Genomic DNA, 25,098 nt, shown 5'->3' with positions numbered 1-25,098 from the left:
GCCTGCCCCTGCGCAGGGCATCCCATGTATTTTATTGATAAATGTATAGATACATTCTTATTTAAGGCAACACAATGGCACAGTGCCCGATCGTGCTCATTGAATTCGAAAATGCCAGGCTTGCCCGTCGCCTCAGGCCATCGCCGCATCGGCGGCTTCCATGATCCAGCGGCCGGAATCCTTCGCCTGTTCGTAGATGTCGAGATGGGCGATCTTGTTCTGATCGTTGAAGACATAAAGCGCGATCACGTTCTTGCGGATGAATTCATCGCCGCGATAGTGGCGCTCCTCGATCTCCTGGATCACGACCCGTCCGGCTTCAGTGATGCGGAACATGGTCATCTCGAAACGCGTGCCGCCGCCGACCCACTCGGTCATAAAGCGGCAGTACTGGTCCCAGTCGAGTTCCTCCAGATAGGCCCCGACGCGCTTGAACTCGTCCCTGGCGATATACTCTGTCAGCGGTTCCCAGTCCGCGGGCGAGGAAACGCCCCGCGCGGCGAGGCGGGCGACCGCTTCGCTGTAGGCCTCGACCAGCCTGGTGAGCGGTCCCTTCTCGCTCGTCGTGGCGGTTGCAGTGATCACTTCCATTGCGGCTTTCTCCCACTTGTCTTTTTTCGTCGCGGCACCCGCGCGGGTCAGCCCTCGCGCTCCGCGCCTTCCACCCAGCTCGCAATCGAGGCGTGGTAGTGGGCGAGACGCACTTCCTGCCGTGTCAGCGTGAGGTAAGGCTGAGCGGTGTTGCGCAGCCCGCGCTGCTGGTGCTGCATCTGCTCGTAATCCTGTTCGAGCGCGAGAAAGTACGGGAAGTGTTCGCCTTCGCGCACTTCGGTAAGCGGCGCGCGGTTTGCGGCCCGGTCTTCGGGCGGAAACCACTGGAGGTTCTGAACCAGCCAGTAGCAGCGGTTCGTATCCCCGCTCTCGTACGGATAGGCCATGATAAGCGTGCCTTCGCCGGCATGAATGGTGAGCAAGAAGTTCGGAAACAGGATCCAGAAGTGGTTGTCGCTGAGCTGGTTGTCCGTCAGCCCGCTGACATCGAGGCCTTTCGCCTCCCAGCTTTCGCGCATCGCCTGCTGCAGCAGGGTGCGCAGCGGAATGTCGGTTACGGAAGGCATCGCACCGTCCGCATTGCGGTGTCCCTCCAGCAGTTCGTCGAAGCGCGGAAGGCAATTCGCCACCGCCGGAAAGGTCGCAGGCAGACTGTGGATCGCCGCCACCTGCTTTTCCAGACTGCTGCCCTCGAGGTTCGAACTTCCGAACGGTGCCGTCGCGACGCTGTGATCGCCGCAGAAGCGGTAACGTTCCTGGGATTCGTCCATCGCCGCGACCAGTTCGGGATGGACGCCCTGAATGTGATATCCCTCCTGAAAGGCATCCATGATGACCTTCCAGTTGCAGTCGATCGCCTCGCGCACGTTGAGCCCGTAAGGGATCATGTCCTCGATCCGATACGGCGCCATCAGCTCCATGGCTTCGCCGAGGAATTCGGAAAGCGGCGCGGCATTGCGATCGGGATTGAGGAAGATGAACCCCGCAAAGGTCTCCACCGGCACTTCCAGCAGGCCAAGCTCTTCCTTGGCGCCGACGAAATCCTCCAGCGTGCCGTCGAAGTCCGGCCGCGCCACGGCCAGCAGCTTGCCGTCGAGGCCATAGGACCAGTTGTGATAGGGGCAGGTGAACCGGGCGGCATGCCCCCTGCCCTCGCAAAAGGCGTTGCCCCGATGCCGGCAGGCATTGACGAAACCACGAGCCTCTCCGTCGCGCCCGCGCACGACAATCCACGACTGGTCGAACAGCCGGTACTCGAACCAGTCACCGGGTTCGGGAATGTCGTCGCAGCGGCCGGCGACCTGCCAGATCCGCAGCCACAGCGCCTCGCGTTCGCGCCGGGCGTAGTCCTGCGAATGATAGCGATCGGTGGCAATGCGCATCCGGTAGCCGGAAAAGTCGATGTCGGCGATGCGCGGCCCTTCGTCGACCAGCCTGCCCGGTTTCTCGTCCTGCATTGTCGCTCTCTCCCGCCGGGGTCCGTTTGACGGACTCGCTTTCTCCGGTTGGCGTTAAGCTGCCACATGGACTATTTAACCGCAAGCCGCCTTTGACGGCTGTGCCGTGCGTCTCACGGTTACGGGCACTCTTGGCAGGAATGGGTATGACGAAACAGGCTGCGAGCAGAACCGAGACTCCGCCCCGGAAACCACGCAAGGGCACGCCCAAGCGCCCTTCCCGCCCTCGCGGCCGGCCGACCAGTCAGGATGCGGCGGAAATCGAAAACGCTCTCCTCTCCGCGGCGCTGGCCGAGTTCAGCCGCGAAGGGTACGCCGGCGCCTCGATGCGCAGCATCGCCAAGGCCGCCAATGTGGCGCGCACCACGCTGCAGGCGCGATACGCCACCAAGGAAGCCCTGTTCCAGGCAATCATGACCCAGCAGATCGCGAAGATGTCGGCGGCGGCCTCGCTGGATTCGAACGGGCCGCCGGACTTGCGCGCCGGGCTCAAGGCCTATGCCAACCGCGCACTGTCCTACAGTCTGGAAGGCGATTTTCTCGACGTGAACCGGCTGATCTACGGAGCCTCGCACCAGTTCCCCGAAGTCGCCCGTGCGGCAAGGGAGAGCACGACCGTCGGCATCGAGCAAATCGCCGGATTCATCGAACGCTGCGCCGAGGCCGACGGCATCGCCTGCCACGAGCCCGAAAAGCCGGCGGAGTTCTTCATCCTCCTGCTACGCGGCTGGTACGGACATGCGTTCCTGCGCGACACGCCGGTTCCCCGCGCGGAACGCGAGGCCTGGGTGGACGCCATGGTCGACACCCTCGTCGCCGGGCGCACTGCGTGGTAGCCGCTCAGAAGCGATAGGTCTCGGCGGCCGTGTCGTGGAACAGCCAGGTGCGCTCGGCATCGCTGTATCCCTGGGCGATCCGCTTGAAGGCGTTCCAGACAGTGCCGTAGCTCGCGGCATTCCTGTCCGGCGGGAAATTGCTGGCGAACATGCAGCGCTGCGGCGTGAAGGCGGAGATGCAATGCTCCACCAGCGGCTTCCACCGCGCTGCCAGTTCCTTCGACGCAGCGGGTCCGGTGTGTGCCAGCATGCGGCCGGTCACATCCATACCCATGCCGCTCAGTTTCACCCGCACGTTGGGACGTTCGGCCAGACCGGCGATAGCCTCGCGCCATTCGGCCATGGCCTCATCCTCCCTGCCGGCATAACGACCGCGCAAGTCGGGCGTGCCGACGTGATCCAGGATGATCTCGAGGTCCGGCAGTGCATCGGCCAGAGCGATCAGTTGTGGCAGCTGCGGATGCAGGCACCATACATCGAGGCTGAGCCCCATGCGCGCGAGCTGCCGCGCGCCTTCCACAAAGCGCGGATCGGCCAGCCGGTTCTTGGCTGCCTTTTCCGCAGGCCCGCCGAACAGGCCCGCTTCGCTGAATGCGGTGTTCATGCGTATGCCGCGAAAGCGCTCACCCGCCGCCCGGCAATGGGCCTCCAGAACCGTCGCCGCGCCTTCGCCTAGGCAAAGGTCCACGTTACCGACGATCCGGTGCGCGAACCGGCATGGGCCGTAGTTCCCGCTCGCGCTCATCGCCGCGATGCCATTGGCGAACTCCGTCTCGCCCAGCGAGCGCATCTCCTGCGGGCCATCCTCCCGATACATTGCATGGCATTCGACGAAGACGCTGTGCGTGATCCGGTGGCCGCTGTCGGCAATTGTCTGCACCGATTCGTCGAAGAGGAAGCATTGCGGATCCTGCAGCCCGCCGGGAACGGGCTTGATGTCCCAGTGGTGCAAGTGCGGATCGATGATCGCGCATTCCGGATCCAGCGGGGCCTCCTCAACCATCGTGTACCTCCTTATCGGGCTTTGCGATCCAGGGCGGCCAGAGCCGCCTCAGCGCTGTCGGGAACGCGGCATGCGGCGACGTATTCGCGCTGCAGCCGCTCCACGAGGTCCGCGACCGGAGGCACATCGTCGATCAGGCCGATGCCCTGCCCGCCGCTCCAGATGTCGCGCCAGGGCGTTTTGTCCGGCGGCAAGTGGCCGGTACTGCGCCCCTCGGGCTGGAACAGATTGTCGGGATCGAGACCCGCCTCACGCAGCGATTGCTTGAGCCAGCTTGCTGGCAGCCCGTTGACGCCGCGGGTATAAAGCACATCGGTCACGCCGCCCGATACCAGCATCGCCTTGTAAGGATCGGGCGCGGCGGACTCGCGCGTGGCGATCATGCGCGTCCCGACATAGGCCAGATCGGCGCCCAGCACTTCCGCTGCACGGATCGCGGAGCCCGTGGAAATGGCGCCTGCCATCACGATCGTCCCGTCGAACATCGCCCGCACCTGCGGGACGAAAGCGAGATGGCTGATGATCCCGGCATGCCCGCCGCCGCCCGCACCGATGCAGACGATCCCGTCCGCGCCGGCAGCCGCTGCCTTCTCGGCAAAGCGGATGGTCGTGGCGTCATGGAAATGCAGCAGCCCGTACTCCTGCACCAGCGGCGCATTCACGGTGGGATTGCCGACCGAGGTGACGATGATCTCCACCCCGTACCGACGGCACAGGTCCAGATGCGCGCGAAACTCCTCCTGCGAGAAGGTGGGCGAGATATTCACGGCCAGCGGACCGACCGGATAGCCCGGCGCTTCGTCCGCAAAGCGGTCCAACGCCTCGCGAACGGTGCGAAGCTGCGCTTCCAGTTCCTCGATGTCGCGGCAGTGGTTGCGGGTGAGCGAGCCGATGATGCCCGCCTTGCAGCAGGCAATGGCAAGGTCGGTCCCGCTGACGAGAAACATCGGCGCAGCAAAGGCCGGCAGGGTCAGGTTCTTTCGGATCCTCTCGGGCAAGGCCATTGCAAATCGCCCCTCAGCTCACCGTGAAGCCGCCATCGACGGCGAGCACCTGATTGGTCACCAGTCGCGCCATCGGCGTCGCGAAGTACAGCACGGCGGAGGCGATATCGCGCGGGCTGCAATGGCCCAGCGGTGGCTTGCGGTTGCCCGGCCCTACCGGTGGAGGCCCCTCCGCGCCGATGGCACCGGGGGTTCCGACACCGCCGGGCAGCACGGTGTTGACCGTAATGCCATGCTCGGCGAGTTCGAACGCCGCGCTTGTGGTGAGCGCGGCGACCGCGCCCTTCGAAGCCATGTAGGCGGCCAGCCCCTGCACGAACTGGCCGACCAGTCCGGACGAGGCGCAATTGACGATGCGGCCGCCCTCACCCTTGGCGATCATCGCCTGCGCCACCTCGCGGATCATCAGAAACGGTCCGCGGGCGTTTACATTATTGATCCGCTCCCAGTGCTCGACGGTGCCTTCGAGCAGCATTTCGCGGTGCTGCAGGCCCGCATTGTTCACCAGCAGCCACGGTGCGCCATGCCGCATGACCGCTTCCGCACAGGCGCCGACGATCGATGCCTCGTCGGTGAGATCCACCGCCACGAAATCGGCAGCAGCGCCGGCGTCGATCTGCGCCCTGGCACCCGCCTCGTCGCGGTCGGCGATGACGACCGTCGCGCCTGCCTCGGTCAGCAGTTCGCAGATGCCGACACCGATGCCGCTGGCCCCGCCGGTGACGAGCGCGACGCGCCCGGTGAGATCGAATAGTCCGCTCATGTCTTGAGTATTGCCTCCCGTGAAGGTGTCGCCATGGCGCGGATAGCCTCGCCGCGCCCATCGATGACCGAACGCTGGCGCGCCCGCTCCAGATTATCCTCACCACCCGCGATCACGACTGGTCCATTGGTGAGGTTCGCCAGTGCCTTTCGCGCGACGGAGGCGGGGTCCTCGGCCTTGGACGTGTCGATGCCCAGCCGCTCCATCGCCGGCGTGGCGGTAAAGCCGATCACGAAATGGAGCACGTCGACACCGAATGCCGAACATTCCGCCCACAGCGCTTCGGTGAAAGTCCGGCTGAAGGCCTTGGCAGCGGTATAGGTCGCCAGCGAAGGCGAGCCCATGTAGCCGGAGAGCGACCCGGTCAGGATGATGCCGCCCCTGCCCCGCTGCTTCATCAGCGCGCCGTAGTGCCGCGCAAATTCGGTCTGCCCGACCACGTTGATGGCAATGACCGAGCGCGTCACATCCGCGGGCAGATCTACGAAGTTGCCGCGCGTGTTGTTGGCCCCGGCGTTGTAGACCAACAGCCCGATCTCGATGTCGTCGGTTGCTTCACGCACGCGGGCGAGTACGTCGCCGTGCGACAGGTCGGCACTGACGATGCGCACGCGCCGCCCGGTCTCGCGCAATTCGTGGGCCAGCGCCTCGAGCGGCTCCAGCTTGCGCGCGGTCAGCACCAGATCGAAGCCGTCTGCAGCCAGTTGCCGCGCGCATTCGGCGCCGACACCTTCCGACCCGCCGACGACAAGCGCCCAGGGTCCGTAACGTTCAAAGTCCATCTTCCCGGTCCTCTCTCCAGCCGACCGGGAAGTGTTCCTTCTCAGTCCTCGGCGATCGGCAGCCAGACAGCGCTGGCCGCGTCCCCGCCATAGTGCACGGTTTCGGTCGCCTTCACATAGTCCTTGGGCATCGCCTCCATGATCGATGGCACCCACGACTGCGGGTTGCGATCATAGAGCGGGAACAGCGTGGACTGCACCTGCACCATGATCCTGTGCCCCGGCAGGAAGACGTGATCGACGTTGGGCAGCGACCACTTGAAAGCATAAGTCTTGCCCGGTTCGAGCGGTGCCGGGCTAGAGAAGCCATGGACATAGCGGCCACGGAAGATCTCGATGCCGAGCGCGAGCTGGTATCCCGCCATCGTCGGATCGGCCGAGTTCTCCTCGGGATAGACGTCGATCAGCTTCACGACATAGTCGCTGTCGCGTCCGGTCGTCGCGGCGCGCAAGTCCACCCTGGGTGCCCCCTTGATGTGGACCGGCTTGTCGAGCACGCCGCTGGTGTAGCTCAGCACGTCCGGGCGCCCGTCCACGAAGCGCTGGTCGTGCACCAGCCACTCGCGCCACTCGTCGCCTTCCATGTGGATCGGGCGCGGCAGCATCGGCACGGGCTTGGCAGGATCGGACACATAGCTGTCGCTGCCCTCGGCCGGCTTGCTCCACGAAAGGTCGAAGTTCCCGGCCAGATAGAGCGGCTTGTAGTTCCCATCGGGCCACTTCTGCGCGACTTCCCAATGGTCACTGCCGGTGGCGTAAGTCAGTACCGGCGGCGTGTCGCACTTGGGCGCATCGGTCTTGAGATGGCAGTCGAGGAACGGTTTCATCCAGCGCTGGCGGAACTGCAGCGCGGTATCGCCCTCGAACTTGAGCGGGCCGAGTTCGCGGCCTTCGTAGTTCACCTGGGAGTGACGCCACGGCCCGATCACCAGACTGACCATGTCGTTGTTCGTATCCTGCGGCTCCAGCGCCTTGTAGACCGCCGGGGCGCCGTAGCTGTCTTCCTGGTCCCATTGGCCGACGACGAGCATGGTCGGCACGGTCAGCTTGCGCTTGGCGAGCAGCTTGTCGACGGCCTGGCCCTGCCACCAAGCATCGTACATGGGGTGCTCCAGCATCTTGCGCACGACCGGCAACTTCAGCAGACCATAGGCCTTGGCGTATTCCATTGCCGACACGGCCTCGAGGTAGGCCGTATACTCATCGCCGGTCCCCTTGGGCACAGCGCCGCCGCCTTCCTTCACCGTCTGGCCCAGATCGTAGTCGAACCCGAAGGTGCGGAACGCGCCGTTGTGGAACCAGTCGTCGCCCATCCAGCCGTCGACCATGGGGCTTTGCGGGACGGCGGCCTTCAGCGCCGGGTGCGGATCGACCAGCGCCATCAGCGAGGTGAAACCGAGATAGGAAGACCCGGTGATCCCGACCTTCCCGTTCGATTCCTTCACGTTCTTCACCAGCCAGTCGATCGTGTCATAGGCGTCGGTGGCGTGATCGACTTCGGTCGGATTGAGCGGTCCGCGCAGCGGCCGGTTCATCACGTATTCGCCTTCCGACCGGTCGAGACCGCGCACGTCCTGATAAACGCGGATATAGCCGTCGTTGACGAACTCCTTGTCCATCACTGGAAGGATCTCCTCGATCTTCTGGCTGCGGTTGCGCGTGGTCATGCGCTGCGCGTTGTAGGGTGTGCGGCTGAGCAGGATCGGCGCGTCCTGCGTTCCCTTGCGGAAGACGATGACGGTGTAGAGCTTGGTCCCGTCGCGCATCGGGATCATCACTTCGCGCCGCACGAAGTCAGCATGCGGAAGAACCCAGTCGTAGGATTCGACCTGCTCGTTCATCATGGTGTCGGTGGGAACCGCGGCATGGGTAACGGCGGTGGCGGAAATCGCGAGACAAAGGGTCGCGGCAATCGTGCGGTGATTCATGCGCCTTCGGTGGCGCGGGCATGGGGCGCGGTCAAGCCGGGCACGCAAAATGCGCACACCGGGCTTTCAGGAATGCTTTTTTTCGAAAGGGTCAGGTGCCCTGCACGGCCCGGCGATACAGGTGCCACGTCGCATGACCGAACACGGGCAGCGCAACCAGCAAGCCGAGAAACAGCGGCAGCATGGCAATGAACAGACCGATCGCGATCCACACCGCCCAAGTCACCATGACGAAGCGGTTTGAGCGCACAGCGCCCAGACTGACGATGATCGCTGTAAGAAAGTCCGCCTCGCGGTCCACCAGCATCGGCAGGCTCATCACGGTGATCGAGAAGAAGGCCAGCGCCATGACCGCGCCGACAATGGTGCCGACGGCGAGCATCATGATCCCCGCCGTTGTGGTGAACAAGGCCAGCGATTCCGAGCCGATCCCCGATTCCGCCATGAATACGGCGAAAATGCCGTGCGCAATCATCAGCCAGAACCCGAAGGCGACGAACACGATCACGCCCATGCTGAGGATCTGTTCGTCCCCGCGCCCGCGCAGCGCACCCAGGACGACCGACCACGACATCGGCTGGCCCAGCTCACGCCGCCGGCTCACTTCGTAAAGGCCCACGGCCACGAACGGCGCCAGAAGAGGGAACCCTGCCGCCGCCGGGATCAGCCAGACCACCGCGCCCCAATTGAACAGCGCATAATAGAGAAAAAGCCCGGCAACCACATAGATTGCACCAAAGAACAGCCCGTAAACCGGACATGCCGTGAAGTCGCGCCACCCTGCCGCCAGCGCCGCGCGAAGATCGCGCACCCCGAGATCGCTGGCCACCGTGACGGGCGCGAGTTGTACCTGTTCGCCCACCTGCATCACACCTCTCCCAGACAGAAGCGTCGCCGGATCGTGCAACAGGTTTTGAGCGGGGGCAAGCACCGGACAAGAAGAAGGGCGCGGGAAGGCATACTCCCCGCGCCCTTCTTGTCTTTATTCGCCCTGCGAAATCAGGCGGCCTGCTTGTGCCGCTCGTTCGCCTCGAGGTTGAGCAGGTCGGCCATCTCGAACGCGAGTTCGATAGACTGCGCGCCGTTGAGGCGGGGATCGCAATGCGTGTGGTAGCGATCGCCCAGACGCTCGTCGGTGATGGCAATGGCGCCGCCGGTGCATTCGGTCACGTCCTGGCCGGTCATCTCGATGTGGATGCCGCCTGCGTGCGTGCCTTCGGCCCGGTGCACCGCAAAGAAGCCGCGCACTTCGGACAGGATGCGGTCGAACGGGCGGGTCTTGAGGCCCGAGTCCGTCTTGATGACATTCCCGTGCATCGGATCGCACGACCAGACGACGGGATGCCCTTCCGCCTTCACGGCGCGCACCAGCTTGGGCAGGCCCGCTTCCACCTTCTCGTGGCCAAAGCGGCTGATCAGGGTGATGCGGCCCGCCTCGCGCGAGGGATTGAGCGTGTCGAGCATGCGCAGCAGCGCGTCGGGCTCGAGGCTTGGGCCGCACTTCATGCCGATCGGATTGCCGACACCGCGCAGGAACTCGACATGAGCCGATCCCTCGAAGCGGGTGCGGTCGCCGATCCACAGCATGTGCGCGGAACAGTCGTACCAATCGCCGGTCAGCGAATCCCGACGGGTAAGCGCCTCCTCATAGGGCAGCAAGAGCGCTTCGTGACTGGTGTAGAAGCTGGTGCCCTGCAGTTGCGGCACGGTTTCCGGATCGACACCGCAGGCGGCCATGAATTCGAGCGCCTCGCCGATGCGGTCAGCCATCTGTGAGAACTTCTCGCCCCAAGGGCTGCGGCCGATGTGCTCGAGTGTCCACTGGTGGACCTGGCGCAAGTTGGCATAGCCGCCGGTCGCAAAAGCGCGAAGGAGGTTCAGCGTCGCCGCCGACTGGCCATAGGCGCGAAGCATGCGCTCGGGATCGTTACGGCGCGTTTCCTCGCCGAACTCGATCCCGTTGATGATGTCGCCGAAGTAGCTGGGCACTTCCAGATCGCCCTGCTTCTCGGTCGGGGCCGAGCGCGGCTTGGCGAACTGGCCAGCCATGCGGCCGACCTTCACGACCGGCTGCTTGCTGGCGAAAGTCAGAACGACTGCCATCTGCAGCAGCACGCGGAACGTGTCGCGGATGTTGTCCGGATGGAATTCGGCGAAGCTCTCGGCGCAGTCGCCACCCTGAAGCAGGAAACCGCGACCCTCGGCCACTTCGGCCAGGTCCTTCTTGAGTTCGCGCGCCTCGCCCGCAAAGACCAGCGGCGGATACTTTGCGAGCGTGGCCTCGACCTCGCTCAGCTTTTCCGCATCGCCATATTCCGGAAGGTGGCGCGCTTCCTGCGCTTTCCAGCCGTCCGGGGTCCAATTGCTAGCCACTTCTTTTACTCCTACGTCCCGGCACGCAGAGCGCCGGACAGAAACAAGGGGCGCTCCCTTAGCGCTCGCGGGCAATTTTTGCAAAGCCGCATTGCCCGATCACACTGATCGATTGCGCCCAGAGACCTCAGGAGGCTGTTTCGTAAAAGGAAACTACCGTGTCGCGACGTTCGCCTTGGCGTTCTCGGGCACGACCTCGAGGCGCCAGGAATTGTCCTGTCCCAGATAGCGCGCGGCAAGTTCCTGCATCTTCTGCGGCGTGGTCACCGTATAGTCGCTGAGGACCGAACGCACGCTGCCGATGCGGGACGGATCGCTGGTCGCCCCTTCGAGCTGGCTCATGAAGAACGAGGTGCTCGACGCGGCCCGCGTGACCTGCTGGCGCAGCGGTTCGGTGACCAGTTCGAGTTCATCAGCCGTGGGCGGATTGGCAATCAGGTCCTCGGCAATTTCATCGGCAGTCTGGAAGAACACCGGCACCGACTTGGGATCGAGCTGTGCCATCGCCGTGATCGAACCGCCCGCCTGCAGATCCACCGGCCAGGTCGAGAACACATAGGGCGCATAGGATACGCCCAGCTTCTCACGAACGGCATCGAGCAGACGGTTGGTGAAGAGTTGCGTGAGGATTTCGAGCTGGCGCGATTCATGGATGCCCAGCGAACCGCCGCCCGTCGGCCAGGAGATCACCGCTGCGGCCTGATCGGGATCACCGTGGTGATGTAGCACGACCGGCTTGTCCGAAGGCTTGGGCACCTGAACTTCAGCCACGTTCGCCGTCGAGGGCGCGGGCAAGCGCGGCTTGAGCGCACCGAAGGTCTTTTCAAGCGCGGCAATGGCCTTCGCCTTGTCGAAATCGCCGAAAATCTGGACTTCGACCGGGCCCTGCGACAGCGCCTTGCTCCACACGCGTTTGAAACCTTCCGGCGTCGTCGCCTCGATGTCTTCGGGCGTCGGCGTCGCGAAGCGAGGATCCTCGCCGCGCTGGTAGTACTGCAGGTCGCGGTTGAGCACGCCCTGCGGTGAGGTAGCGAAGGTATCGTACTGGATCTTCGCCGCCGCCTTGGCGCGCATGAAGGGATTCACGTCCCACTTGGGAAGATCGAGCTTGGCCGCGAAGAGATAGAGCTGATCGGCGAGATCCTGCGGCCGGGTTTCGGCCGAGAGCTGGAATGTCGCGTCCTGGATGTCGAAATTGAACCCCATCTTGCGACCGGTGGCGATACGGTCGAGGTCTTCCTGTCCCAGCGTCGCCAGCCCGGACCCGACCAGCGCATACTGACCCAGTGCAATATAGGGCGCGTCCTTGGGATCGATCGACCGATAGCCGCCGCCGAAGCGCACCTTGACCATAACGCGGCCCGGTTCCTCGGCGACCGGCCAGAGCAAAACCTTAACCCCATTCTCAAACGACAGTTGTTCGATGTCGAGCAGCCCGGTCGGCGCATCGACCACCGGTTCGGACGGCGTTCCGATCGCCGGCAGCTTGTCGAACGAAACCGGCTTGGCTTCCGCCGCCATGCGGATGGTCTGGTCGGGCTTTACCGGTTCCGCCAGCGCATGATGAAGCTGCTGGTCGCTCACTTCGCCGGGCTTCTGCACGGTAAACAGCGCGCGCTTCACGGTTCCGGTGAAGAGCTTGCGGGTGTGCTCGAGCACCGCCGCGGGCGTGAACAAAGGCTTCGATTCCCGGAAAATGCGCAACACATCGTCGGGCGCGGCCACCGTCTCGCGGATATCCAGCGCGTTCACGAGATCGTCGGCAAGCTTCGATCCGGGCAGGATGCGCTGCTGTTCGACGGGGACCTGGAACGCGACATCGAGTTCGGCAACTTCGCGGTCAATCTCTTCCTGCGTCGGCGGGCGCGACACGGCGTCGGCAATCACGGCACGCACATCGTGCAGCGCCGCCTTCCAGTCATCGCCCAGCGGCGTGACCGTCACGAATGTGGCATCCGCCGAACGGGAAACGTCCTTCTGGTTGACCGATGCGGAGAGGAAGCTGCCACCGGCACGCGCCTTGGTCTCGAGCCGGCGATTGATAATCGCCTGGGCAATCGAGTCCGTCATCAGCCCCTGATTGTAGACGATGGTGTCGTCCACCTGACGCCAGGGCCGCAGAATGCCGTACATCAGCGTCGACGGCAGATCGGGCTCGACCAGCACCCGCGTTTCCCCGACGGGGTTTTCGGGATCGGCACTCTTGGGCGCCACGGGATCGCCGAAGCTGGGCGCCGGTGTCTTGTCGCCCGAGACCTTCCAGTCGCCGAACCACTTTCGCACGTAGGATTCGAGCATCGCCGGATCGGCATCGCCCGCAACGATCACGGTCGCATTGTCGGGCCGGTACCAGCGCTCGTAGAAGGCGCGGACCGACTTGGGTGTCGCCGAAGTCAGCGTCTCGACCGTACCGATCGGCTCGCGCTCCGCCAGCGGCTGTCCGGCGTAGAACACCTGCTGCATCGCGTCCTGCACGCGCTTGGCAGCCCCGCCCCGCTCGCGCATTTCGGCCATCACGATCGGCAGATCCTGCTTGAGGTTGGAACCAGACAGCGTCGGTGCGGTCACCATGCCCGAAAGCAGCTTGAAGGTTTCGTCCAGCGATGCCGGCGTGGCATTGGGCAGGTCGAGCTGGAATACCGTCTGGGTGGTGGTGGTCTGCGCGTTGGTGTCGCTGCCAAACGTCGCGCCGAGGCGCTGAAACGCCGCGATCGCCGTACCTTCCGCGAGATACTTCGACTGACGGAACAGCATGTGTTCCAGCAGGTGCGCATAGCCGCGTTCGGAATCGGCTTCGTAAAGCGAACCGGCATCGACGCGGATGCGGATCGAGACCTGCCCCGGCGGCACGCCGTTCTTACGAACGGCATAGCGCAAGCCGTTGTCCAGTTCGCCGAAGTGCCATGCCTTGTCGTGTGGAACGTCGCTGTTCTTGTAGAGCCAGGGCTCCTGTTGATCGGCCAGCAGCGTGGGCGGCACCGCTTCGTCCTGAGCGGTGTCCTGAGCGAAAACGGGCTGGGCCGGGACCTGAGCGAGAACAAGCAGGCAGGCGAGCGAGCGAGCGGCGCGCGTGAAATTCTTCATCGCAGACGCTATAGGGGCACAGGGGATTAAGGGCCAGTGAATAGAGCGCACCACTTGACCACCCGGCCACTTCACTTACATCGCGACAATCATGTTTATAGAAACCGAAACCACGCCCAATCCTTCCACGCTCAAGTTCCTGCCCGGACGGCAGGTCATGACGGCAGGAACCCGCGAATTCACGTCGCACGAAGATGCAGAAGCTTCGCCACTTGCCGAGGCTCTGTTCAATCTCGGCGATGTTACCGGCGTGTTCTTCGGTGGCGAATTCATTTCCGTAACCGCCGCGCCCGGCGCCGAATGGCCTTTGCTCAAACCGCAGGTCGTCTCGATCCTGCTCGATCACTTCGTTTCCGAGGCGCCCCTCTTTGCAGGCGGCGACGCCAGCGGCATCGCCGTGCCAACCGATGAAGACGAGGATTTCGGCGACGATCCGGCCGATGCCGACGTGGTCGCGCAGATCCGCGAACTGATCGATACGCGCGTACGCCCGGCGGTTGCCAACGACGGCGGCGACATCGTCTATCGCGGTTTCCGCGAGGGTGTGGTCTTCCTGACCATGCAGGGCGCCTGTTCGGGCTGCCCGTCCTCGACGGCCACGCTCAAGCACGGCATCGAAAGCCTCCTCAAGCACTACGTCCCCGAAGTGACGGAAGTCAGAGCCGCCTGACGCTGCGGCAGATGGCACGATGAGCCACGAAGGACGCACGCTGGTTATAGACTGCGCGACCGACGCCTGCTCGGTAGCGCTGTTCGATGGAGACGCCCTGACAGCGGGCGAAATGCGTTTACTCGGCCGCGGTCATGCCGAAGCGCTCGTCCCGATGATTTCGGCCCTGCCCCACAAGGGCCGCGCAGGCCGTATTGCCGTATCGCTCGGCCCCGGAAGTTTCACCGGCGTGAGGGTTGGTCTTGCCGCCGCGCGGGCACTCGCGCTGGCATGGGGCGCCGACCTTGTCGGCTATTCCTGCCTCTCACTTGTCGCAGCCGTGGCCAGACGGGAACACGGATCGGTCGGCGTCGACGTTGCCATGACCGGCGGCCACGGAGAATGGTTCGTGCAATCGTTTGAGGCCTCGGGCCATGCTTCGAGCGAACTCGCCTCGATGCGGCCCGAAGATGCCGCGACGCGGTGCGGCCAGCCGCTCGTTGCGGGAAGCCAGGCCGAAGCGCTCGTCGCCAGGCGCGGTCATGGCCAGGCCATGACAGTTCTACCCGATGCACGTGCCTTCACGCTGCTATCGCCCGCAGACGTAGTGACGGACGTTCATCCGCTTTACGGTCGCGCGCCCGATGCAAAACTTCCCGGCGGCAAGTCTCCGGCACCGCAATCATGACCGACGATCTGGACCGGATCATGGCCGTGATGAACGTGGCTTTCGATCCTGCCTACGGCGAAGCCTGGAACAGACGACAGGTCGAAGACGCCCTCGCCTTCGGCAATTGCCATTACGGCCTTGTCGGTGCGCAGGGCATGCCCCCGCTCGAAGACGAGCCGGCAGTCGGCTTCTTTCTGTCTCGTACGGGATTCGGCGAAGAAGAACTGCTCTTGCTGGGTGTAAATCCCGAATTTCGGGGACAGGGACTTGGCCGACATCTGCTAAACGAGTTGGCCAAGGGCGCAAAAGGTCGAGATGTAAGTCGCCTTTTACTTGAGATGCGCCGCGGTAACCCCGCTGAATCCCTCTACCGCAGTTTCGGGTTCTACTCTATTGGCGAGCGCCGTGAATACTACCGCTTGCAGAATGGCGAACGAATCGACGCGATCACCTTTGCTTGCGACATAGGCTGACAACCGGCTGGCTATACAGTCGATTTTCGTCAATCAATTCGACCGTTTGTAGAAAATGGCCCAATTGAACTTGCGCTCCCGAACAAAATGGTCCAATGCCCGCCATGAAGAGCCCTAACAAGCCTTCTCCCCCATATAATGGTCGCACAAGAGGTAAATAAAATGGAAGAGATTCAAACCGACGCCAATGAGACGCTCATCACGCTGACCTCGGACATCGTCGCCGCGCATGTCAGCAACAACAGCGTTTCGGTGGAGGACCTTCCCTCGCTGATCACCAACGTTTACGGCGCACTCGCTGGTCTTGGTGGTCCGGCTGTCGTGGAAGAAGAAAAGCCGGAACCGGCCGTTTCGGTCCGCGCTTCGGTAAAGCCCGATTACATCGTGTGTCTTGAAGACGGCAAGAAGCTGAAAATGCTCAAGCGTCACCTCATGACTCACTACAACATGACCCCGGAAGAGTATCGCGCGCGCTGGAACCTGCCTGCCGACTATCCGATGGTTGCCCCCAACTACGCCGAGAAGCGTCGCGAACTGGCCAAGAAGATCGGCCTCGGCCGCAAGCCCAACGCACGCCGCGGCCGCAAGCCCAAGGCCGCTGCAGCCGCAGCCTAAGGGATTACCTATCCGGCCCGCGGATTTTTCCGACAGACCGGATTTCCACGTACAAACCTTTGCGCAGCCTTGTTTGTGCCGCGCCATCATGGTTGAGATTGCGGGTGCACCGGCCTAATGTGTCCGGTGCACCCCAATTCGTTTAGTAGGTCAGCTCGTGCATCAACCCATCGACATCGAAGCTCTTTGCGCAGAACGCGGCCTTCGGATCACCGAACAGCGTCGCGTCATTGCAAAAGTCCTGTCGGACAGCACCGACCATCCCGATGTCGAAAAGCTGCATGAACGCGCCACCGCCATCGATCCCGGCATCTCGATTGCCACGGTATACCGCACCGTTCGCCTGTTCGAGGAAGCCGGCATTCTCGACCGGCACGATTTCGGCGATGGCCGCGCCCGCTACGAAGCGGCGCCCGAAGCGCACCACGACCACATGATCGATGTCGAGACGGGCTCCGTCATCGAATTCGTCGATCCTGAACTGGAAGCCCTGCAACGCCAGATCGCCGAACGCCTCGGCTTCCGGCTCGTCGACCACCGCATGGAACTCTTCGGCGTCAAGCTCGAACGCCAGGACGACGAGAGCACAAGCACGCGCAAGTGACCGGCACGGCGTCACCGCCGGCCTCCTCACGCGAGCGAAAGGTGGCTTTCTGGCGCTGGCCGATCATCGGCCTTCGCCTTCTGGCCATGCTGGTCGCCCTCGCGGTCAGCCTTCCGCTCTACTATCTGGCCGCCCCTTTCACGGCCCAAAACCCGATCCCCCGCGCCTTCCTGTATGCACTGGCGACCATTTCCGGTGTCAGGATACGCAGGCGCGGACAACGATCGCGCGGACGGGCGTTCTTTCTGGCCAATCACGTAAGCTGGCTGGATATTCCCGCCCTCGCCAGCGCCACGGGGACGGCATTCGTCGCCCATGACGGGCTGGCCGCCATCGGACCGCTGCGCTGGCTATGCGATCTCAACGATACCGTCTTTATCGCCCGCCATGACCGGCGCTCGATAGCGTTTCAGATCGAGCAAGTCCGTACCGCCCTGAACGAAATCGGCGCACTGACGATCTTCCCCGAGGGCACCACGTCCGACGGGCTGGAACTGCTACCCTTCAAGTCGGCGCTGCTTTCCGCTCTGGACGCGGATGCCGAACATATCCCGATCCAGCCGGTTCTGCTCGACTACGGCAAGGAAACCGGGAACATTGCGTGGGTAGGCGCCGAACCGGGGCTCGCCAACGCGCTGCGTATTTTCGCGCGCGTTCGTCCGATCACACTGACGGTCACGTTTCTGCCGCCGCTGACCGGCCGTGAGCGCACCAACCGCAAGACGAGTGCGAACGCAGCCCGTCAGGCGATCGCGACCGCCATGACGTCAGCGCGAAAGCAATAGGCCTCAGCGCGTAGCGTTGTAGGCGAGTTGCTCTTCAGTAAGCTGGAAACCGACCAGCACTTCGAACGAGGCACGCGCAACGGCGGCCTTCACCTGCGGATCGGCCAGCGGGTCGAGCGCGGCATCCTGATCGCCAGCCCGGCGCTTGCGAGTGATGCGATCGCGGATGTCTTCCGGCAGGGTGGCAGCCGCCCGGTCGATATAGGCCTCGACCGTTCCCGTTGCCTGAGCCCGGTCCTGACCGTTGGCGAAGTTCAGGGTCACGTTGCCGACACGCTTGCTGATAACGGCGCTGCCACCCTGCAGAACGGACACGAAATAGGGCACTGTCACCTGACGGGCACCGCTGGTATCGTTGCGGCGGCCCAGCACCTTGAACGAGACCTGAGCGTAGACCTTGTCGCCCGCGTCCTGATTGCACTGCATGCGCACGTCGGTCATCATCGCGACAACGTCGATGTTCGCCGCAGTCTTGCTGCCGGGCGCGCGGAACAGGGTCATGTCGCCAGTGTAGTTGGGAATACCGACCGCGGGGCACTTGCTGCGGACCGCCGTGATACCGACGCCTTCGTCAACCACGATCTCACCCTTGGTCTTGCACCCGCTGAGCATGGTCAGCGTAGCGGCAGAGCAGAGAACAATGGCAGTCAGGCGGCGTGCATTCATCGTCAAATCCTCGAATGGCGTGCGCTTGCCCTAGCGATGCAAGCAGCAAAGCGCTAGAGGGCCGTGCATGAACGCGCCCTTTCCGTCCCCGACCAAACAGCCCCTGCGCCTCCTGATTGCGGCACCACGCGGATTCTGCGCCGGTGTCGACCGCGCCATCGAGATCGTCGAGCGCGCGCTCGATATCTACGGTTCGCCAGTCTACGTGCGGCACGAAATCGTTCACAACAAGTTCGTGGTCGATTCTCTCAAGGCCAAGGGCGCCGTTTTCGTCGAGGAACTCGACGCCGTGCCCGATGGCGTACCGGTGATCTTCAGCGCCCACGGCGTACCGAAATCGGTACCCCGGGAAGCAACCGAACGCGGGCTGGAATGGCTGGATGCGACCTGCCCGCTGGTCAGCAAGGTCCATCGCCAGGCGGAACGCCAGATCGAGGCCGGGAGGCACATCCTGTTTATCGGCCATGCTGGCCATCCCGAAGTGATCGGCACGTTCGGGCAGGTTCCCGAAGGCACGATGACACTGGTCGAAACGCTCGAGGACGTGGCGAAGCTCGATTTCGGCCCCGATGACGAACTGGCCTACCTCTCGCAGACGACTTTATCGGTCGACGACACCGGTGCGATCATCCGGGCTATCGAAGCGCGCTATCCGCAGGTCGTGGCCCCGAAGGCGGAAGACATTTGCTACGCGACCTCCAACCGGCAGGCCGCGGTCAAGCAGATCAGCCCACTTTGCCAGCTCGTTTTCGTGATCGGCGCGCCCAACAGCTCCAATTCGCTGCGCCTCGTCGAAGTCGCGCATCGTGCCGGAGCCTGCGCACAGCTGATCCAGCGCGCGTCCGACATCGACCCGGTCTGGCTGACCGGCGTCGAGACCGTCGGCATAACCGCCGGTGCCTCCGCCCCCGAAGCGCTGGTCAACGAAGTGGTGGCAAGGCTCAAGGAAATCTGCGACGTCGAAGCCGAGGAAGTGGTGACCGCCAAGGAGCACATCACTTTCAAGCTCCCGCGTCAGCTCGTTCGCTGAGGGCCGGAAAGAGATGGCGGTCTATACCCGGCTCGGTGCGGAAGAAATGGCCGCAATCATTGCGGCTTTCGATGTCGGTACGCTGATCTCGGCGAAGGGGATCGCCGAAGGTGTTTCCAACAGCAACTGGCTGATCGAAACGCAGGATTCGCAGGACGCGACCCACCGCTTCATTCTCACCGTTTACGAGACGCGTACCGATACGGCCGACCTGCCGTTCTTCCTGAACCTGCTCGATCATCTCGCCGCCCGCAACTGCCCGGTGCCGCGCACGATTCACGACGTCGAAGGCGCCAGCCACCGGTTTTACAAGGGCAAGGCGCTGGCGCTGATCGAGTTCCTGCCCGGCATCTCCGTCTCAGATCCGACGCCGGTGCAGGCCCGCGCCGTCGGGCAAGCACTGGCCCAGGTTCACCTTGCCGCGGCGGATTTCGGGTGCGAGCGCACCAATTCCATGGGCCCGGATGCCTGGCGCCAGTTGCTCTCGGACTGCAGGAGCGACGGCCTCGAATCCATCGCCCCCGGCCTGTCCAGACTGGTCGAACGCGAATTGTCCGTTCTCGCTGCCGGCTGGCCTACCGACCTGCCGCGCGGCGTGATCCACGCAGATCTGTTCCCCGACAACGTGCTGATGCTGGGCGATAAAGTCACGGGGCTGATAGACTTCTACTTCGCCTGCACCGACATCGTCGCCTACGACCTTGCCGTTACCCATGCCGCCTGGTGCTTCAGCGCGGACGGCGCCGAGTTCCTGCCGGATCTCTCCGCTGCTCTGATGGAAGGTTATGAGAGCGTACGCCCGCTTTCTGCTGTCGAACGAGCCGCGATGCCGCTGCTCGCACAAGGTGCCGCCATGCGTTTCCTCGCCACCCGAGCCTACGACTGGCTCTACACCGTCGAAGATGCGCTGGTGACGCTCAAGGACCCGATGGCCTTCGTGCGGCGGTTGGAGTTCTATGCCGATCCGGCCAATGCGGAGGTATTCTCCGCATGAAGAAGATCGACATCTTCACCGATGGCGCCTGCAAGGGCAATCCAGGCCCCGGAGGCTGGGGCGTGCTGCTACGCATGGGGCAGCACGAAAAGGAAATGTCGGGCGGCGATCCCGAGACGACCAACAACCGCATGGAAATGACCGCGGTGATCAAGGCGCTCAACGCCCTCACCGAACCGTGCGACGTCACGCTCCATACCGACAGCCGCTACGTGATCGACGGGATCACCAAGTGGGTCCACGGCTGGAAGAAGAAGGGCTGGATCAACGCCAGCAAGCAGCCGGTACGCAATGCCGACCTGTGGCATGACCTGATCGAAGCCGTCGCGCGGCATCAGGTGCAGTGGGAATGGGTTCGCGGGCACTCGGGCCACGTGGAAAACGAACGGGCCGACAAGCTGGCCAGCGATGCTGCGCAGGCGATTGGCTGACGTCCCGTTCATGCTGCATTTGCGAAATGGACGCACATCGTTGCGTTCTTTGCAAGCTGACTAGAGCTTCAAACAACCGCAAACGCTCGCCATAGGCACATTCATGGTCGAGGCTATGAAAAACCGGTTGGGGCATGAGTTGCGCGCGCTTGCGACGCCCGGCCCCCGCATGGCCGACGAAGTCGCCTGCGTCATTTCAGTGCTGCTGGCCATTGCCCTTGCCCAATATGCCGGTGCGCGCATGGTCTCCTGGGCAGCAGTTTCGGCGCTGGTTCTGCTCAAGAGCGATGCCCGCGAAACGCTTGCACGCGGCGTGATGCGCCTGATCGGCACGAGTGCGGGCGCCGGGCTCGCGCTGCTGATCGTGCCTTACGCGGCCGAATCGATGGCTCTGGCGAGCCTGAGCGCCGCCGTGATGGGCGCTGTCGGCCTCTATGGCATGCTGACGGGCCGCCGGGCCTACGCCTGGCTGCTGTTCGGCCTGACCTACGAGATCGTACTGTTCGACAAGCTGGCCTTCCCGCATCTCGAAACCGCTGAACTGGCCTGGACACGGCTGATCGAAGTCGGTGCGGGCACGATTGCCTGCGTCATCGTCAGCCTTGGCGCCGCGCTACTGTCGGGCAGCGACTGGCTGAAAAACAGCAAGCCGCGCCCGGACCGCATGCGCTGGAACCCGCGGGCGGCCCGCCACGCCGCGCAAACCGGACTGGCCCTCGCCTTGCTGCCGCCGATCTATTCGATGAGCAAGCTGCCCGAACTGTCGGGCGCCGCCATCACGATCCTGGCGGTGATGATCGTACCGGTGGCCGGGCTCGGCCAGAGCGGGCTGGTTCCGGTCAGCCGCCGGCTGCTGCACCGCGCTATCGGCTGCATCGCCGGCGGTGCGCTCGCCATTGCCGTCCTGCTGATCGCCGATGGCAATCCGGCCGTTATCGTCGCGGGCACTTGCCTTGGCCTCATCATCGGCCGTCATCTGGAAACGAGCAGTGCGGCCACGAACTATGTCGGCCTGCAATTCTCGATTGCCTTGCTGATGGCGCTGGTGCCCGACAGCTATCGCCAGCTGGATCCCGGCCTTGCCGTGGATCGTCTGATCGGCATTCTCGTTGGCATGGCCCTGCTGGAGCCGGTGCTCCTCGCGTGGCACTTCATTGCCGCGCGCCTGCCGCACCGCGGCGGACAGGAGAAGCCCGCCGCGTCGGCATAGGCCTTACTCGACGGTGGTATCCACCACTTCGGCCTCGGGGCCGTTCTTCTGGATCGATTCGATGGCGTTCTTGGCCGAAGCCTTCGAGGTGTAGCCTTCGGTCCAGAACATCGTTTCCGAGTTGTAGCAGAAGTAGGCTACGAACTCGCCCGCCTTGTTCTTCCGGATTTCAAAACGGTGCGCCATCGATGATCTCCTTTCGGGTTAGTCTGTGCAGTACTGACCAGTTCGAAATGACAGATGCAAGTACAGTCAGCGACTTTCGCACCGGTCAGGCGAAGCGGCTCGGCGAATAGGGGTTGGGATCGACCGTACCGGCCGGCTCGCCCAGCAGGAGCCGTGCCCCCAGGTCAGCAGCGGCGGGCGCCGTCTGGATGCCGAACCCGCCCTGCCCCGCGAACCAGAAGAAGGCCGGGTCCTGCGGTGCGAAGCCGTAGACCGGCAGCCGATCCGGCGCGAACGAACGAAGCCCTGCCCAGCGGTGTTCGAGACGGTCGATCTGCCAGTCCGCCACATGCTCGAACCGGTCAATGGCAAGGGCGACGTCGATTTCCTCGGGCGCGGCATCGCAGGGCGGGCTCGGCGTCTCGTCGTGCGGGCTCAGCCAGAGCCGCCCGCTTTCGGGCTTGAAGTAGAAACTGCCGGACACATCCAGAACCAGCGGGAGGGTATCAGGCGCCGCGGGGGAAACCGCCAGTTGCACCACGGTGCGCCGGTAGGGCGTGATCCCCAGCGGCGCGAGACCGGCCATGCTCGCCACCGGATCGGCCCAGGCCCCGGCCGCGTTGACGAGAACCCCAGCCTCGATTTGCCGCCCGTCGGAGAGCGTGAGCGTCCAGCCCTTGTCCGTCCGCTCCATCTCCCGCAGCCCGGCCCGGCACCACAGGTCGACACCCGCCGCGCGGCCTTCGGCCAGATAGTGCTGGTGCAGCCCGCCGACATCGATATCGCAGCAGCTCGGCTCGAACGCGCCGCAGATCCAGCCTTCGCGCAAGCCGGGCACCTTGCGCTCGATCCCTGCCCGGTCGAGCAGCTCTACCTCGAGCCCGATCGCGCTGTAAGTCTCGGCAAAGGCCGCGACTTCGCCCTGCTGCCCCTCCCGGCCGAGCGTGAGCGCCGTGCGCGGCGTCAGCAGGCCGAGTTCGCGCAAGGTGGGGCCGGATGCAGTGGTAAGCGGCTGCACGCCCGGCCCGCCGTAGCTCTCGGACCAGAAGGCCGCCGAACGCCCGGTGGTGTGATAGCCGGGGTGCTCCTCGGCCTCGACCATCAGCACGCGCGCCTTGGTGCCGATCCTGGCGGCAATCGAGGCACCGGCCATGCCGGCGCCGACAACGACGATATCGTACCGGGCATCCATCGCGCTCAGCCCCTAGCGGGAACGACGCGATCAAGAAACTCCCCGATGGCATTCATCGCCCGGTCGCGTACCGGATCGACTTCGCGCAGGATCTCGTGACGACATTCATTGCCGAAGGCGACCAGCTCCGCCCTCGGTATCCTCGCCGCCGCCCGCCGGATCGCGGGCCATGACACCAGCCGGTCCGCCCGCGTCGCCAGAATGAGCGTCGGCACGCCCACACCTTCGAGGACGCCGCGCTGTTCGAGCACGCCGATCGAGGCCAATGCGCGTTCGATCCAGCCCCAGCTCGCCGCGCCCATGAGGATCGCGGGCCGCTTCGTGCGCCACCAGACTTCGTCCTCGTAGCGGCTGCTGTCGTGCGTCAGCAGATGACTACGCGCACGAGGGATGACCTCCGGCTTCTCGCTGTTCTTCCAGGCCGGGCGCCGGCGGTCGCCGATCGCCGCAACGGCGCGTGCCACTAGGTGCAGAAGCGAGCTTGGCACCCGGGCCGGGTGCAGCCCCAGCATCGGCGCGGAGAGCACCAGCGCATCGGGTCGGACCCGCCCTTGCGCCACGGCCCGCAAGGCGATGTGCCCGCCCATCGAATGCGCAACCGCGACATGCGGCCCGCGCGTGTGCGCTGTCCAGTCGGCCCAGAGCGCCGCGTAGTCGTCCACCCAGGTGGAGAAGTCGTCGATATGCCCGGTCAGCGCATCGCGCCCCAGCCGACCGCTATAGGACTGTCCGCGCCAGTCAGCCGAAGAGACCTGCCAGCCCCCGCGGTGCCACTGGTCGAGCGACTCCAGCCACTTCTCGTAAGTATCCGCCCGGCCCGGCATGAACAGCAGCGAACCACGCTGCGCCCCGCCCGGCGCAGGCCAGTCCATGCGGCGAATGGCAAATCCGTCCGGCAGGCGCCACATCGTCTCGCGCGCATCGGAAGGAATCTCCCGGCGCGCAGACGATGGCGACTTGCTGAACAGGGAAGAGGTCACTTGGCTAATTCCATGCTCAGCCGACTGGTTACTTTTTAGTAAGCGATACCCGGTAGATCACATCCCCTACCTAGGGGGACAAACACATGTCGGGCGGGATTTTTTCGTACGCACTGCTGGCTGCATTGGCAACCGCCCTGCTCGTTGCCGCCTTCACCGACCTGCGCCGGCGCGAGATCGACAACACGCTCAACGGTGCGATTGCCCTGGCGGCTCCGCTGTGGTGGCTCTCGATGGGCTTCACGTGGATGGACGTCGCCTTCCAGCTCGGGCTTGCCGCCATAACCTTCGTTTTCGCCTGTGTGCTTTTCGTCATGCGCCAGATGGGCGGCGGCGACGTCAAACTGCTGACGGCGCTGGCGCTGTGGTTCTCGCCGCTCAGCTTCCTGCAGGTCATCGTGCTCATGGCCGTGATCGGCGGCGGCGCGTCGGTCGCCATGGCCGCCTTCAACATGAAGCGCGTCCCCGGCGAGACGGTACGCGACGCCCTGTCGCTGGTGGTCGCGCTGGTCTGGGTCTGGGGCGCCTGCGCGGTCGTCTTCTCGCTCGCGATGCGCAAGCCGCTGATCGACGGCGAGACGATGGCTGCGGTTACCAGCGTCGTGCCGCAGCTCTGGACGCTGGCACTCGCGGCCCTTGGACTGATCGTAATTTTCACCCTCGGATTCTTCCATATCGTCCGACGGCAGAAATCGAGACTTCCCATCCCCTACGGCATCGCGATCTCCGCGGCAGGCCTGTGGGTGCTTGGGGAACAGACACTTAGCGCGGCCAGGCTGGCGGCGCATTCGGGATGAACCCGATTTTAACCAATTTGCCCGATTGTGGCCACTCCACTCGGGGATTCTCAGG

At 64.2% G+C, this 25,098-nt stretch carries 26 protein-coding genes; 12 read left to right on the top strand and 14 right to left on the bottom strand.

All coding sequences use genetic code 11. The features are described 5' to 3' along the window. Nucleotides 1-132 precede the first annotated feature (132 nt). The gene (locus IEX64_RS02405; RefSeq protein ID WP_188817902.1) at nt 133-591 is read right to left on the bottom strand and encodes a hypothetical protein; all 459 of its coding nucleotides are present in this window, start codon (nt 589-591) and stop codon (nt 133-135) included. Nucleotides 592-638: 47 nt separating this feature from the next. Then, nucleotides 639-2,009, bottom strand: a complete 1,371-nt coding sequence (locus IEX64_RS02400; protein WP_188817900.1) for an aromatic ring-hydroxylating oxygenase subunit alpha — start codon at nt 2,007-2,009, stop codon at nt 639-641. Nucleotides 2,010-2,155: 146 nt separating this feature from the next. Here IEX64_RS02400 and IEX64_RS02395 point away from each other — a divergent pair, with 146 nt between their 5' ends. Then, nucleotides 2,156-2,845: a TetR/AcrR family transcriptional regulator gene (locus IEX64_RS02395; protein ID WP_188817898.1), complete on the top strand. Its 690-nt coding sequence runs from the start codon at nt 2,156-2,158 to the stop codon at nt 2,843-2,845. Between the two features lie 4 nt (nt 2,846-2,849). On the opposite strand, the gene IEX64_RS02390 is transcribed toward IEX64_RS02395, so the two are convergent. The 8 genes from IEX64_RS02390 to IEX64_RS02355 all read right to left on the bottom strand — a co-directional run bounded on the left by IEX64_RS02390 (nt 2,850) and on the right by IEX64_RS02355 (nt 13,782). Further along, complete coding sequence (locus IEX64_RS02390; protein ID WP_188817896.1) at nt 2,850-3,848, bottom strand: amidohydrolase family protein; 999 nt, start codon at nt 3,846-3,848, stop codon at nt 2,850-2,852. Between the two features lie 11 nt (nt 3,849-3,859). Further along, on the bottom strand, nt 3,860-4,852 hold the full coding sequence (locus IEX64_RS02385; RefSeq protein ID WP_188817893.1) for an NAD(P)H-dependent flavin oxidoreductase: 993 nt from the start codon (nt 4,850-4,852) through the stop codon (nt 3,860-3,862). Between the two features lie 13 nt (nt 4,853-4,865). After that, a complete protein-coding gene (locus tag IEX64_RS02380; RefSeq protein WP_188817891.1) occupies nt 4,866-5,615 on the bottom strand; it encodes an SDR family NAD(P)-dependent oxidoreductase in 750 nt (249 codons plus the stop codon). Then, entirely contained in the window at nt 5,612-6,397 is a 786-nt protein-coding gene (locus IEX64_RS02375) for an SDR family NAD(P)-dependent oxidoreductase (protein WP_188817889.1), read from the bottom strand. The genes IEX64_RS02380 and IEX64_RS02375 overlap by 4 nt, the downstream gene beginning before the upstream one ends. Before the next feature lie 41 nt (nt 6,398-6,438). After that, complete coding sequence (locus tag IEX64_RS02370) at nt 6,439-8,325, bottom strand: CocE/NonD family hydrolase (protein WP_188817887.1); 1,887 nt, start codon at nt 8,323-8,325, stop codon at nt 6,439-6,441. Nucleotides 8,326-8,416: 91 nt separating this feature from the next. Next, nucleotides 8,417-9,193 carry a DUF2189 domain-containing protein gene (locus IEX64_RS02365; protein WP_188817885.1) on the bottom strand — a complete coding sequence of 259 codons (777 nt, stop codon included), beginning with the start codon at nt 9,191-9,193 and terminating at the stop codon, nt 8,417-8,419. A gap of 131 nt (nt 9,194-9,324) precedes the next feature. Next, nucleotides 9,325-10,698, bottom strand: coding sequence for a class II 3-deoxy-7-phosphoheptulonate synthase (locus tag IEX64_RS02360; RefSeq protein WP_188817884.1), 1,374 nt, complete (start codon nt 10,696-10,698; stop codon nt 9,325-9,327). Nucleotides 10,699-10,851: 153 nt separating this feature from the next. After that, nucleotides 10,852-13,782: a M16 family metallopeptidase gene (locus IEX64_RS02355; RefSeq protein ID WP_188817882.1), complete on the bottom strand. Its 2,931-nt coding sequence runs from the start codon at nt 13,780-13,782 to the stop codon at nt 10,852-10,854. A gap of 91 nt (nt 13,783-13,873) precedes the next feature. Here IEX64_RS02355 and IEX64_RS02350 point away from each other — a divergent pair, with 91 nt between their 5' ends. The 6 genes from IEX64_RS02350 (at nt 13,874) to IEX64_RS02325 (ending at nt 17,578) form a co-directional block, all read left to right on the top strand. Further along, a complete protein-coding gene (locus IEX64_RS02350) occupies nt 13,874-14,452 on the top strand; it encodes a NifU family protein (protein WP_188817880.1) in 579 nt (192 codons plus the stop codon). A 19-nt stretch (nt 14,453-14,471) separates the two neighbouring features. Beyond that, nucleotides 14,472-15,119, top strand: coding sequence for a tRNA (adenosine(37)-N6)-threonylcarbamoyltransferase complex dimerization subunit type 1 TsaB (gene tsaB / locus IEX64_RS02345; protein ID WP_188817878.1), 648 nt, complete (start codon nt 14,472-14,474; stop codon nt 15,117-15,119). Beyond that, nucleotides 15,116-15,574: a GNAT family N-acetyltransferase gene (locus IEX64_RS02340; RefSeq protein ID WP_188817876.1), complete on the top strand. Its 459-nt coding sequence runs from the start codon at nt 15,116-15,118 to the stop codon at nt 15,572-15,574. The genes tsaB and IEX64_RS02340 overlap by 4 nt, the downstream gene beginning before the upstream one ends. A 162-nt stretch (nt 15,575-15,736) precedes the next feature. After that, the gene (locus IEX64_RS02335; protein ID WP_188817874.1) at nt 15,737-16,189 is read left to right on the top strand and encodes a Ros/MucR family transcriptional regulator; all 453 of its coding nucleotides are present in this window, start codon (nt 15,737-15,739) and stop codon (nt 16,187-16,189) included. A 157-nt stretch (nt 16,190-16,346) separates the two neighbouring features. Continuing rightward, complete coding sequence (locus IEX64_RS02330) at nt 16,347-16,793, top strand: Fur family transcriptional regulator (protein WP_188817872.1); 447 nt, start codon at nt 16,347-16,349, stop codon at nt 16,791-16,793. Nucleotides 16,794-16,834: 41 nt separating this feature from the next. Beyond that, nucleotides 16,835-17,578: a lysophospholipid acyltransferase family protein gene (locus tag IEX64_RS02325; protein ID WP_229710025.1), complete on the top strand. Its 744-nt coding sequence runs from the start codon at nt 16,835-16,837 to the stop codon at nt 17,576-17,578. Nucleotides 17,579-17,581: 3 nt separating this feature from the next. Here the strand turns inward: IEX64_RS02325 and IEX64_RS02320 are convergent, their stop codons facing one another. Next, nucleotides 17,582-18,244: a hypothetical protein gene (locus IEX64_RS02320; protein ID WP_188817870.1), complete on the bottom strand. Its 663-nt coding sequence runs from the start codon at nt 18,242-18,244 to the stop codon at nt 17,582-17,584. A 67-nt stretch (nt 18,245-18,311) separates the two neighbouring features. Between IEX64_RS02320 and ispH the strand changes: the two genes are divergently transcribed. From ispH to IEX64_RS02300, 4 genes are all read left to right on the top strand, one after another. Beyond that, a complete protein-coding gene (ispH, locus tag IEX64_RS02315; RefSeq protein WP_188817868.1) occupies nt 18,312-19,274 on the top strand; it encodes a 4-hydroxy-3-methylbut-2-enyl diphosphate reductase in 963 nt (320 codons plus the stop codon). Nucleotides 19,275-19,287: 13 nt separating this feature from the next. Beyond that, complete coding sequence (thrB, locus tag IEX64_RS02310; RefSeq protein ID WP_188817866.1) at nt 19,288-20,268, top strand: homoserine kinase; 981 nt, start codon at nt 19,288-19,290, stop codon at nt 20,266-20,268. Continuing rightward, nucleotides 20,265-20,699, top strand: a complete 435-nt coding sequence (rnhA, locus tag IEX64_RS02305; RefSeq protein ID WP_188817864.1) for a ribonuclease HI — start codon at nt 20,265-20,267, stop codon at nt 20,697-20,699. Before thrB ends, rnhA begins: the two co-directional genes overlap by 4 nt. Nucleotides 20,700-20,802: 103 nt before the next feature. Further along, complete coding sequence (locus IEX64_RS02300) at nt 20,803-21,909, top strand: FUSC family protein (RefSeq protein WP_229710024.1); 1,107 nt, start codon at nt 20,803-20,805, stop codon at nt 21,907-21,909. A gap of 3 nt (nt 21,910-21,912) precedes the next feature. Here IEX64_RS02300 and IEX64_RS02295 read toward each other — a convergent pair whose 3' ends face one another. From IEX64_RS02295 to IEX64_RS02285, 3 genes are all read right to left on the bottom strand, one after another. Beyond that, nucleotides 21,913-22,095, bottom strand: a complete 183-nt coding sequence (locus IEX64_RS02295) for a YegP family protein (protein WP_188817862.1) — start codon at nt 22,093-22,095, stop codon at nt 21,913-21,915. Nucleotides 22,096-22,180: 85 nt separating this feature from the next. Next, on the bottom strand, nt 22,181-23,266 hold the full coding sequence (locus tag IEX64_RS02290; RefSeq protein WP_188817860.1) for an NAD(P)/FAD-dependent oxidoreductase: 1,086 nt from the start codon (nt 23,264-23,266) through the stop codon (nt 22,181-22,183). Between the two features lie 5 nt (nt 23,267-23,271). Further along, nucleotides 23,272-24,246, bottom strand: a complete 975-nt coding sequence (locus tag IEX64_RS02285; RefSeq protein WP_229710023.1) for an alpha/beta fold hydrolase — start codon at nt 24,244-24,246, stop codon at nt 23,272-23,274. A gap of 86 nt (nt 24,247-24,332) precedes the next feature. Here IEX64_RS02285 and IEX64_RS02280 point away from each other — a divergent pair, with 86 nt between their 5' ends. Further along, nucleotides 24,333-25,043, top strand: a complete 711-nt coding sequence (locus IEX64_RS02280; RefSeq protein WP_188817858.1) for an A24 family peptidase — start codon at nt 24,333-24,335, stop codon at nt 25,041-25,043. Nucleotides 25,044-25,098 lie beyond the last annotated feature (55 nt).

This window comes from Novosphingobium indicum (genome assembly GCF_014645195.1).
In the GTDB taxonomy this organism is placed as follows: domain Bacteria; phylum Pseudomonadota; class Alphaproteobacteria; order Sphingomonadales; family Sphingomonadaceae; genus Novosphingobium; species Novosphingobium indicum.
Note: the sequence above shows the minus strand (reverse complement) of the source record. Positions and strands in the feature narration are given on the sequence as shown.

Excerpts from the sequence above, each read along its gene's own strand:
- IEX64_RS02355 (WP_188817882.1), bottom strand. The coding sequence starts at position 13,782 with ATGAAGAATTTCACGCGCGCCGCTCGCTCGCTCGCCTGCCTGCTTGTT.
- IEX64_RS02385 (WP_188817893.1), bottom strand. The coding sequence starts at position 4,852 with ATGGCCTTGCCCGAGAGGATCCGAAAGAACCTGACCCTGCCGGCCTTT.
- IEX64_RS02400 (WP_188817900.1), bottom strand. The coding sequence starts at position 2,009 with ATGCAGGACGAGAAACCGGGCAGGCTGGTCGACGAAGGGCCGCGCATC.
- IEX64_RS02405 (WP_188817902.1), bottom strand. The coding sequence starts at position 591 with ATGGAAGTGATCACTGCAACCGCCACGACGAGCGAGAAGGGACCGCTC.
- IEX64_RS02290 (WP_188817860.1), bottom strand. The coding sequence starts at position 23,266 with ATGGATGCCCGGTACGATATCGTCGTTGTCGGCGCCGGCATGGCCGGT.
- IEX64_RS02380 (WP_188817891.1), bottom strand. The coding sequence starts at position 5,615 with ATGAGCGGACTATTCGATCTCACCGGGCGCGTCGCGCTCGTCACCGGC.
- IEX64_RS02375 (WP_188817889.1), bottom strand. The coding sequence starts at position 6,397 with ATGGACTTTGAACGTTACGGACCCTGGGCGCTTGTCGTCGGCGGGTCG.
- IEX64_RS02340 (WP_188817876.1), top strand. The coding sequence starts at position 15,116 with ATGACCGACGATCTGGACCGGATCATGGCCGTGATGAACGTGGCTTTC.
- thrB (WP_188817866.1), top strand. The coding sequence starts at position 19,288 with ATGGCGGTCTATACCCGGCTCGGTGCGGAAGAAATGGCCGCAATCATT.
- IEX64_RS02320 (WP_188817870.1), bottom strand. The coding sequence starts at position 18,244 with ATGAATGCACGCCGCCTGACTGCCATTGTTCTCTGCTCTGCCGCTACG.
- IEX64_RS02335 (WP_188817874.1), top strand. The coding sequence starts at position 15,737 with ATGGAAGAGATTCAAACCGACGCCAATGAGACGCTCATCACGCTGACC.
- ispH (WP_188817868.1), top strand. The coding sequence starts at position 18,312 with ATGAACGCGCCCTTTCCGTCCCCGACCAAACAGCCCCTGCGCCTCCTG.
- IEX64_RS02295 (WP_188817862.1), bottom strand. The coding sequence starts at position 22,095 with ATGGCGCACCGTTTTGAAATCCGGAAGAACAAGGCGGGCGAGTTCGTA.
- IEX64_RS02395 (WP_188817898.1), top strand. The coding sequence starts at position 2,156 with ATGACGAAACAGGCTGCGAGCAGAACCGAGACTCCGCCCCGGAAACCA.
- IEX64_RS02390 (WP_188817896.1), bottom strand. The coding sequence starts at position 3,848 with ATGGTTGAGGAGGCCCCGCTGGATCCGGAATGCGCGATCATCGATCCG.
- IEX64_RS02350 (WP_188817880.1), top strand. The coding sequence starts at position 13,874 with ATGTTTATAGAAACCGAAACCACGCCCAATCCTTCCACGCTCAAGTTC.
- IEX64_RS02370 (WP_188817887.1), bottom strand. The coding sequence starts at position 8,325 with ATGAATCACCGCACGATTGCCGCGACCCTTTGTCTCGCGATTTCCGCC.
- IEX64_RS02280 (WP_188817858.1), top strand. The coding sequence starts at position 24,333 with ATGTCGGGCGGGATTTTTTCGTACGCACTGCTGGCTGCATTGGCAACC.
- IEX64_RS02300 (WP_229710024.1), top strand. The coding sequence starts at position 20,803 with ATGGTCGAGGCTATGAAAAACCGGTTGGGGCATGAGTTGCGCGCGCTT.
- tsaB (WP_188817878.1), top strand. The coding sequence starts at position 14,472 with ATGAGCCACGAAGGACGCACGCTGGTTATAGACTGCGCGACCGACGCC.
- rnhA (WP_188817864.1), top strand. The coding sequence starts at position 20,265 with ATGAAGAAGATCGACATCTTCACCGATGGCGCCTGCAAGGGCAATCCA.
- IEX64_RS02365 (WP_188817885.1), bottom strand. The coding sequence starts at position 9,193 with ATGCAGGTGGGCGAACAGGTACAACTCGCGCCCGTCACGGTGGCCAGC.